9 protein-coding genes are annotated in these 8,729 nt (G+C 42.0%); 6 read left to right on the top strand and 3 right to left on the bottom strand.

Going from position 1 to position 8,729, the window contains the following annotated elements; translation table 11 throughout:
- Positions 1–246 precede the first annotated feature (246 nt).
- Positions 247–603 (bottom strand): hypothetical protein, encoded by a 357-nt coding sequence (locus H6S82_RS09760; protein WP_190461904.1) that lies wholly within the window; start codon positions 601–603, stop codon positions 247–249.
- Positions 604–939: 336 nt separating this feature from the next.
- Between H6S82_RS09760 and H6S82_RS09755 the strand changes: the two genes are divergently transcribed.
- From H6S82_RS09755 to H6S82_RS09740, 4 genes are all read left to right on the top strand, one after another.
- Entirely contained in the window at positions 940–1,797 is an 858-nt protein-coding gene (locus H6S82_RS09755; RefSeq protein WP_190461907.1) for a hypothetical protein, read from the top strand.
- A gap of 33 nt (positions 1,798–1,830) precedes the next feature.
- On the top strand, positions 1,831–2,826 hold the full coding sequence (locus H6S82_RS09750; protein WP_190461909.1) for a pentapeptide repeat-containing protein: 996 nt from the start codon (positions 1,831–1,833) through the stop codon (positions 2,824–2,826).
- Between the two features lie 53 nt (positions 2,827–2,879).
- The gene (locus H6S82_RS32695) at positions 2,880–3,452 is read left to right on the top strand and encodes a pentapeptide repeat-containing protein (RefSeq protein ID WP_199315106.1); all 573 of its coding nucleotides are present in this window, start codon (positions 2,880–2,882) and stop codon (positions 3,450–3,452) included.
- Between the two features lie 193 nt (positions 3,453–3,645).
- Positions 3,646–5,019, top strand: a complete 1,374-nt coding sequence (locus H6S82_RS09740; RefSeq protein WP_190461911.1) for a pentapeptide repeat-containing protein — start codon at positions 3,646–3,648, stop codon at positions 5,017–5,019.
- 68 nt (positions 5,020–5,087) lie between these two features.
- On the opposite strand, the gene H6S82_RS09735 is transcribed toward H6S82_RS09740, so the two are convergent.
- Entirely contained in the window at positions 5,088–5,318 is a 231-nt protein-coding gene (locus tag H6S82_RS09735; RefSeq protein ID WP_190461913.1) for a hypothetical protein, read from the bottom strand.
- A 28-nt stretch (positions 5,319–5,346) separates the two neighbouring features.
- Entirely contained in the window at positions 5,347–7,791 is a 2,445-nt protein-coding gene (locus tag H6S82_RS09730; protein WP_190461915.1) for a PhoD-like phosphatase, read from the bottom strand.
- 246 nt (positions 7,792–8,037) lie between these two features.
- Between H6S82_RS09730 and H6S82_RS09725 the strand changes: the two genes are divergently transcribed.
- The gene (locus tag H6S82_RS09725) at positions 8,038–8,241 is read left to right on the top strand and encodes a ChaB family protein (protein WP_190461918.1); all 204 of its coding nucleotides are present in this window, start codon (positions 8,038–8,040) and stop codon (positions 8,239–8,241) included.
- A gap of 146 nt (positions 8,242–8,387) precedes the next feature.
- Positions 8,388–8,600, top strand: coding sequence for a hypothetical protein (locus H6S82_RS09720; RefSeq protein ID WP_190462104.1), 213 nt, complete (start codon positions 8,388–8,390; stop codon positions 8,598–8,600).
- Positions 8,601–8,729 lie beyond the last annotated feature (129 nt).

Raw genomic sequence — 8,729 nt, 5'->3', positions numbered from 1 at the left:
CGGCTGAAAGAAAATTTACATATCACACTTTGGCATAAATTGCATAAATTTCTATCTTGTTGGTGACGCTAAACTATGGTTTTTGGCATAAATGTATCGATCGCGCAGGTCGAAAGTCGGGAAGATAGGGGCAGCCGATCGTTTGCGATCGAGACAAATTAACGTTCTCAGCAATATTGGCTGCCACAATAAACATAATTCTCAATCCCCTCAGTCAAAGTTGGGATACCTGTCCTACTGTCCTAACTAGATTGAATAAGCACTGGGACACGGTTTTTGTAGCAGCGTGCCATCGGCATTCATACTAAAGTCCTTGCCGGGGATAAAACCTTTGGCAATTAACCGTTTATAAGTATTTACTGACATTATTCTTTTGATTTCCTGTTTAATATCAACAGGCAGCAAATTTTCTGTAGCCCAAAAAAATAGCTCTCCGTCAAACCAGATCAAACGCTCAAGACCGATCAGCATCACACCAGCTACTTCTTCTAGGGTCATTTTGGTTCTCAGATTGGCGATGATATCGGAAGCAATCTGCCTGTTACGGGTCATTATACCCATTGTCACTTTTGTGATTTCTTGTTCTAACTCCAATTGGTTCATCCTTTCCACCTATATCGGTTACTGACAGCGATCGCGCAGCCTTTTTGCCAGAGCGAAAGGCTATTCTGCCAAGTATACCCAAAGGTGGACATCAGTATATCGTTGGGGGGATGCAAATTTGAGCTTCTTTATATTTACCTGTAACTCAGTCCGCCTTTAGGCGTACAGCTATTGATTTTTATTGGTTTTATTCATAAACTGACAAGTATAGCTAAAAAAAAAGTGTATGTCAAATGGGTAGATCGAGAGTAGGGGTTGAAGCACCCAATCTTTTGGGCTTCACTCCGTATTAGAATAGACCAAACAGTTGCTGGATTGGGTAGGGAGGCAACAAAAATGAAAGTTTTATCCGGGTTTGATGAAGTTGTGCAATATTTACAACAGCATGAAAACTCAACGCGCATTAAAAAGTTAATCTTCGGTGCGTGCCACAATGTTTGGGAAAATGACCTAAACAAGTTGCAAAATTTTACTTTTCAGGATTTACTCAAAAAATTATTTGAGGCTAATCCAACGCCAGAAAATCTCAAATTAACTTTGGATAAAGTTGTAAAAACTCTTAATAAACCGGGGGAATATTCTGTAATAGCAACTATAATTTTTGAGAAAGTCAGTAAGCTATACTCGAATATTGAGGAGCCAACGCAAGTAGTATCAAGCGGTTCTAAAAGCCCAGCTTTGGCAGTGCAGCCAATAGCGCAAAAACAGCCGGATGTTGCCACAAAATCGCAAGTCAATCAAACAGTACCGCCATACGATCGCTTTAACGTGCGGATGGAAATTATGAAATATACAAATCCGTTCAGGGCGAAAGTACTTATATTTTCCACCCTGTATCACCAACTAAGTTTCAGCGAACAGGATTTAGTAACGATTAGAAGCTACGAATTTGACGATTTGCTGTTTAATTTGTACGCATTCTGCGAAACGGTAAGAGAGCTAGAGGCTAGACTAAGCAGCACTGCTCGGTGTCTATTTGAACCGGAAGAAAATTCGCAAGCAGCAAGCGCAATAATACAGACGCTGAAACCCTTTTATACCAATCGCGTACCGGGAATGTACAAAGTAAAAATATTAGAGAATGTTATGTCTGTAGAGACACAAGCAGGTATAGATCGCGGGCAGTTAATGAACGTAACTGAGAGCCATTTAAATGATGAAAATGATAATACCTATCAGGTACGCCAGCTGTAAATTCAAAATTAAGGTAATTAATAGGAAAAGTATATGGATGGTAACGAACTAAAAAGGCGATACGCTGCTGGGGAAACAAATTTTAGCGGTGCGAACCTCAGCGGTGTAAACTTATATGGTGCGGATTTGATCGGAATTTCTCTGCCTACAGCAGATTTGCATGGCGCTACTCTAGTTTTTGCATATCTGAATCGGGCTATACTCAGAAAGGCAAATTTAATTGGTACAAAGTTATGCGGTGCCAACTTAAACCAGGCTACCCTTACTTCTGCAAATTTACACAATGCCGATTTGCACGGCGCAACTTTACAAAATGCCGATTTGCGCGGTACGAATTTGACTTTAGCATACCTACTGGATGCTAATTTGATCGGTGCAGATTTACGCGGTGCAAATCTCAGCGGTGCTAATTTGACCGGTGCTTGCTTGCGGGGTGCAAACTTGCGGGAGGAAGCGAGAGTTTACGTTGCTACTATGCGCGGTGCTAAGTTGCGTAGAGCAGACTTGAGAGGTGCGAACTTGACAGGTGTAGATTTGGCGAAAGTTGACTTAAGCGGTGCGAATTTGAGCGAGGCAACTTTACGCGAGGTAAATTTGTGTGGTGCGGATTTATCTGAAGCTAATTTGAGCGGTGCGTTTCTCACGGAAGCTAATTTAAGCGAAGCTAATTTGCGCTATGCCAACATGACTAATGTTAAGTTGGAACGGGCAAAATTGCTGGAAGCAGACATGACTGGTGTGAATTTGCGCGGTTCTCTATTAGCTGACGCTAAGTTGAATAAAGCGCAGTTGAGTAAGGCTAATATGAGTGCTTGTCGGCTGGTCAGAGCAGATTTAAGTCGGGCAAATTTATCTGAAGCTAATTTAAGCGATTCCGATTTGATTGAAGCTTACTTAGCGAGGACAAATTTGACTAATGCGAATTTGAGTAAAGCGAATTTTACTAGAGCAGAGTTGAGTAGTGCCTATCTGACTGGCGCAAATATGAGCGGTACAACTATGCCTGATGGGATAATTCAAGGTTATTAATTGGGTAAGCCATTTTGGCAAAAATAATTTTATCTAAGTAGAGATTGACGGAAATGGCTGACCCAGAAGTAAACTTAGCGTTGCTAGTCGCGAGAATTGACCAGATGGAACAACAGCAGAAAATCGTAAAGCGATATGTTTCCAAACTTAAACGCCGATTAGATAATCTGACAGAACAATTCAATAATCGACCTGAATTACAGGAGTTGGAATGTTTGCGGCAGGAATTTGGGGAGTTGCAACTACATCTCAATGGTAAAGATGTTGCTAAAAACGGTAAAAGTAAAAATACCGATAATTCTCTTGAGAAAACTCAGAAATTACTGATGAGCGTAGAGGAATTCGTGAAGCAGTATGAGGAGGGAGAATTGGATTTTATTGGTGTTAACTTGGCTGGAGCGAATTTGAGCAGACATAACTTGAGCGGTCTCAATCTCTGTAGGGCTAATCTTTCTAGGAGTGACTTGAGTGAAGCTGACTTAATTTCCACAAATCTTTCTGGGGCAAACTTGAGCGAAGCAAACTTAGAAAGAGCCAATTTGAAGGGAGCTAATATAATGGGAGCTAATCTCAGAAATGCAAAACTCAAAGGTGCAATTATGCCAAGAGGAGTTATTCACGTTTAGAGGATCGAGTCAGTCGGTGGGTAGAATTAAACGTAGGGTGGGCATTGCCCACCAAAATGCAACCCTTGAACAGCGCTAATGGTGGGCAGTGCCCACCCTACAAAATGCTACAAGTTGCTTTCAGTAGTTATGCTGTTTTGGAAAAGTTGTCAATTTGGGGAAAATAACTGTAGTTAGCAAGAGATTTAGGGAAATGGCTGACGCAGAAGTGGACTTAGCATCTCTGGTTGCGAAAATTGAGCAGATCGAACAACAGCAAAATCTTATAAAACAATATTTTTCCAAGCTTAAACGCCAGTTAGATAATTTGACAGAACAATTCAACAATCGACCTGAATTGCAGGATTTGGAATGTTTGCGGCGGGAAGTTGCGGAGTTGGAACAGCGTCTTGATGGGAGAGTTGCTGAAAGCGATCGATCTCATTTTACCCAAACTCACAAGCCGGAATCTGTTGATGATATTGACAGTATAAATCGGGAAATTGAAAAAATCGATCGCAGACTGCGCCAAGACCAACCAAAACAAACATCGCTTCCAGAAGCTAGCGCATCAGTGACAGCTTCTACTGGTGTTGAGGTTGTGGATGCTCAGCCGACAAACCAAGATGCTGTTCTCAGTCCTGTCAATACCAATAATGTTAAATCGGCTGAAATTGAAAGTATTGATGATTCTGTAGAAGAAAGTCAGGAACCAACTCTCACCGCTGAGGAAATTTTGAAACGGTATCAGGAGGGAGAACGGGATTTTAATAACATAAACTTGGCTGGAATTGATTTGAGCCAAGCATCCCTGAAAAAGGTTAACTTAACAGAGACAAACCTGCAAGGGGCAAATATGATAGGGACAGACCTCAGCGAGGCATGGTTGGTTGAAGTCAACTTAAGTGATGCCAATCTAGCTACAGCAAACTTGCAGAATGCTAAGCTCCTTGATGCCAATCTCAACGAAGCAACTTTGAAGGAGGCGAGCCTAAGTCATGCCAATTTAACTGCCGCCAATCTAAGTGGAGCAAACCTTGACAAAGCTAAACTAAATTACGCTAACCTAACTACGGCAAATCTAGGTGGAGCCAATTTAACTCAAGCAAGGTTAGACACGGCTTATCTAATTAGGGCGAACCTAAGCGGAGCAAACCTAAGTGGAGCATACTTAGGCAGCGCTAATTTAACTACAGCAAACCTAAGTGGAACAAACCTAAGTGGAGCTAACTTAGGTGGGGCTAACTTCACGGGAGCAGATTTGAGTAAAGCGAAGTTAACTGAAGCAAATTTTACTTCTGCAAACCTAAGCGGTGCTAACTTAACTGGGGTAAGTTTGCTTGGGGTAAACTTTGAGAATGCCAATTTGAGCGGACAAAACTTGAGCGATCGTAATCTCTCTGGGGCTAACCTTTACAGGAGCAATTTGTCCAATACAGATTTAAGTTCAACAGACCTTCGGGGAGCAAACTTGGGTGAAGCCAACTTAGAAAAGGCGAATCTAAAAGAAGCAAAATTGACTGGCACAAACCTGTACAAGGCTAAGCTTACTGGGGCTATCATGCCAGATGGCACGACTCACGAGTAGGGAATTGCTAAACTGTTTGGGTTGAGATTATCGGTAAGGTGCAGTACAAAAGATCTGAGAATTCACTTTTATTGCACCTTTTGTTCTTCTAAATTTTCCTGCTTGCGAGAATCGAGCAATTCCTCTGCTCTTTCCAATCGGCGAAGATATAGAGGATTGCGGTGATTTTCTGCTTCTACTTGGGCGATCGCACCATCCAAAAATACATTGAGAGCATCAAGCATTTGGCAGGTTTCCCGCAATCGGGCAACAGTTCGCGCTTTCGTTTGTGGATCGGGAATTCTTGGTTGTTGATTCATGGTAAATTCCAAGTATTGAATCAAAATTTTACTCTGAAAACACTCTAGGCGGTGGTGGCGCTTCATCGAAACTTAGCCGCACAAAATACCTGCTGAAAACAGTGCTATTCGGTTTCCAAGCGGGATGCCAATAAATATCCTGAATCACAGCTTTGGCATTATCGTTATTTTCCGGCCATTGGAAAGTAACGACACCAAAGTTGCTGAAACCGACAACTTCATCGCCTTCTTGCAGCCAGCGATTTCGCCACAGTAAGGAAATAAAATCTTTCCAGCTTTTGGACTTTTCTTCTTCTGCTAATTCGTGATTATTCTGCCAAACAATTTCTTCAGCTTTCTGTCGTTTTATCCATTCGATACAATACCGCCAATCAGGTAAAGATTCCCTATTTTTGACAAAAATTTCCCAAGCAATTTCATCGCTACCGCGAATATAGTCTATTTGCCGCAAAACTGGTGTTTTCGGCGGTAAATTTACATCGAGCATACGCACTTTTTCCTGAATAACTTGCATTTCAATTAGTTGGGGCGTGTTGTTCCATCCCGCCCAATATTGTGGTTTTTCTGGTGCGATCGACTTCGCTTTTGTGTGGATAAAATGGGTTGTCCACTCGGCATTTTTGAAGGCGCTGGAGGTTAACTGTGCGAGTACGTGGGATGACTCAGGTGCATTGCGATCGACTTTCGATTCGCCAAAATGGTAATTAGACCAGTAGCTGAGGCGAACGGCGCAACCGTAGTGAATATCGCCGGAAAGGATAATTACGCGATCGCGCTGTTTAAACATTTCCGCCAGCAACATGGAAAAAGCTGTTTCGTGAAAATTCCACGAGTCACCCGCATCGCTACCAAAAACATTACCCCGTTCCAAATCTAACTTTTGAACTAAATCGATAATTGCCAAGCTAACTAAATTTGTCGGTGCAATAATTATGGTTACTTCGATATTAGGATTACTACAGTCTTTGAGAGGTTTTTCAATCTGTTTTTCAAATGCTGTGTGACTGAGTAACATGGGAGGTTCTGTTGTGCGATCGTCACCTTTTGCATAACCTCGCCAAGTGCGGGTATCAAGTACGATGGTTTCGTGCTTAAAGCTTTCGATTCTATAATGCCACTCTAAAGCTTGCGTTCCATCTGCATAATCTCGATTTAAAATAAAGCTATCTTCATCTTCTGTTAGCTTGGGCAAATTAGTTTCTGAATCTATTTCAGGAATTGCCAAATACTTAGCAAGTTTTGACCCTAATAAATCATCATTTCCTGCTGATAAAGACCATTGTTGTGCAGCTTCTAATAATTTTTCTCCCGATTGCCCATTTTGGAAATTTTCGGGTGTATTTCCCCATGCTTGAAATATCGCATATGTCAATAAACCATTTTGCAAAGTACGTCTACCAAGCGGTTTGCAAAGGACGCGGTTGCACCACTCGCGATTGAGATACCAATCATCGCTAATATCGTGGTCATCGCAAATCATATAAGTTGGGATATTAGCAAGCGATCGCCTAATTTTCCATAAGTCTCGTGCGAATGCTTCCACAGTCAAAGCTTCTTTATCCCACAGTTTCGCCTCCTTACCATCTTTTTGTACATCTTTGCTGTGGGGTAATTCATGGGGCCAAAGAATAGGCGACCACACAAACAAGTACATCGCTAAATATTCGCCCAAACTAAACAAGTGACTTTTAGCTTTTTCCGGTTTATTGACAAGCATAGCGGTGAAACCGCCGTAATCTCTAGCAATTTCGCTGCGCGTACCCGGTTTTAAATCTCTGGCATAGATGTATCGTTCCTCATCATTTGCATCTTTTTTGAGGGGCAAATTTTCTTGCCAACCCAACAGGGTATCCCCTGCATCTGTTAGCGCCCACAGGAGGGCATCGGCAACATCATCACCGTAGATTTGATCGCCTGTAAAAAAAAGTTGATGCGGTCTATAATTTGGCTGATTCGCATATTCTAAAATCATATTATCTAATATATTGAGAGCATCCCGTCCGCCTCCGTGCGGTTTGCGGCAAGAACCGTGTACAATTCGCAAATAATTTAGGTCATCTGGCGGCATAGCAAAAGTGGGCAGTTGATGCTCAAAATAACTAATTGTCACATCATTAAAAGATGCTTCCGAACACAAAGCTTTAGCCAAATACCAATTTCGGCAGGCGAAATCTATGTTGTACGCATAAATTTGTCCTGGTTGCAAATATTCGGCGTTAACTGATTTAGCTGTAACAGCAACTACGTGCAAGTATTTGCCCAGCTGGATGGTCGTTCTGGAACCCTCAAGCAGCAAATCGTTAACAATTTCTCCCTGACCGTTCTCTGTGGAGTAAACTCTCAGCGTTACTTCGCTAGGTTCTTTCAGGGCGATCCAAACGGTAACCCCATCCGGATCTGTTCGTCGTAATATTGGGCCAGCGAGAATGAGCGGCAGGAGAGCGATGCGATAGCTTAAAGGCGTCCATGACATAGGTTGTATCTCCAATTCGATGCAAGCAGCCTGAATTTTATTTAAAGCTGACTTTAATATAGCTGCCCGTAAGTCTTTGTAATGTGCGATCGCACAAAGCGGGTTTATTTGACGGGGAAAGCCTGTGTTGAGTTGCTAGCATTTCAGAAAATCGGTTTATTTTTTCTCGAAATAGGTCAAAAGAGACATGAGTTTTCTTCTAGGGGATTGCAACTTGGTATTAGCTGAGTTCAGAGATGTATGGCTATGCCTTATCAACAAATTGATGATTTACCGGACTCGGTAAAAAATCACCTACCCAAACACGCTCAGGAAATTTTCCGCGCCGCATTTAATAATGCCGCAGAAGAGTACGATGAGGAAGAGGCTGCTTTTAAGGTTGCCTGGAGTGCGGTGAAGCACAAATACGAAAAAGGGGACGACGGCAACTGGCACGAGAAGCAGGAATAGCAGTCGAGCTTTTTGGGAAGACGATTTTAACTATGAACCGGGTGTTTTAAACTCTGGTTCATTCTATTTCGTTGAGAAATTGCAACAATATATTAGTCTAAGATTTAAGGAAACTCAAAATAATTTTGTGCTAATCTGCCATTGCAATGAATTTTAGTAATGTTGGAGATAGCAATGTCTGGGCCTACTCGCCGTGCGCTACCGATAATTTTGATTGGACTTCAGATACAGAAAAAATGCGTTATATCGACGGTGGATGGGAATTTGATGTCAGTGGAACCGACTTTGAGGGAACTTTCCGTATAGAAATAGATGAAGTTCCTGAAGTTGGCGAACCACAGGCATTTTTGAAAAATTAGGTAAAGCTTTTGGTTGGGTTTGGCTATTGTATAATCCAACCAAAAGCTCGAAAATAGAGAGGTATTTATTAGATGCGATCGCACCGCGTAATATCGTATAGCCCAAATTCTTCGCGGATCGATTTAGTC

Origin of the sequence: Planktothrix sp. FACHB-1355 (genome assembly GCF_014748295.1) — a bacterium.
GTDB lineage: Bacteria > Cyanobacteriota > Cyanobacteriia > Cyanobacteriales > Aerosakkonemataceae > Aerosakkonema > Aerosakkonema funiforme_A.
The sequence above is the reverse complement of the archived record's forward strand: the minus strand, read 5'-3'. Positions and strand labels throughout refer to the sequence as shown.

What these genes read in the sequence shown, in the direction of transcription:
- H6S82_RS09760 (WP_190461904.1), bottom strand. Translation starts at nt 603, where the DNA reads ATGAACCAATTGGAGTTAGAACAAGAAATCACAAAAGTGACAATGGGT.
- H6S82_RS09755 (WP_190461907.1), top strand. Translation starts at nt 940, where the DNA reads ATGAAAGTTTTATCCGGGTTTGATGAAGTTGTGCAATATTTACAACAG.
- H6S82_RS09750 (WP_190461909.1), top strand. Translation starts at nt 1,831, where the DNA reads ATGGATGGTAACGAACTAAAAAGGCGATACGCTGCTGGGGAAACAAAT.
- H6S82_RS32695 (WP_199315106.1), top strand. Translation starts at nt 2,880, where the DNA reads ATGGCTGACCCAGAAGTAAACTTAGCGTTGCTAGTCGCGAGAATTGAC.
- H6S82_RS09740 (WP_190461911.1), top strand. Translation starts at nt 3,646, where the DNA reads ATGGCTGACGCAGAAGTGGACTTAGCATCTCTGGTTGCGAAAATTGAG.
- H6S82_RS09735 (WP_190461913.1), bottom strand. Translation starts at nt 5,318, where the DNA reads ATGAATCAACAACCAAGAATTCCCGATCCACAAACGAAAGCGCGAACT.
- H6S82_RS09730 (WP_190461915.1), bottom strand. Translation starts at nt 7,791, where the DNA reads ATGTCATGGACGCCTTTAAGCTATCGCATCGCTCTCCTGCCGCTCATT.
- H6S82_RS09725 (WP_190461918.1), top strand. Translation starts at nt 8,038, where the DNA reads ATGCCTTATCAACAAATTGATGATTTACCGGACTCGGTAAAAAATCAC.
- H6S82_RS09720 (WP_190462104.1), top strand. Translation starts at nt 8,388, where the DNA reads ATGAATTTTAGTAATGTTGGAGATAGCAATGTCTGGGCCTACTCGCCG.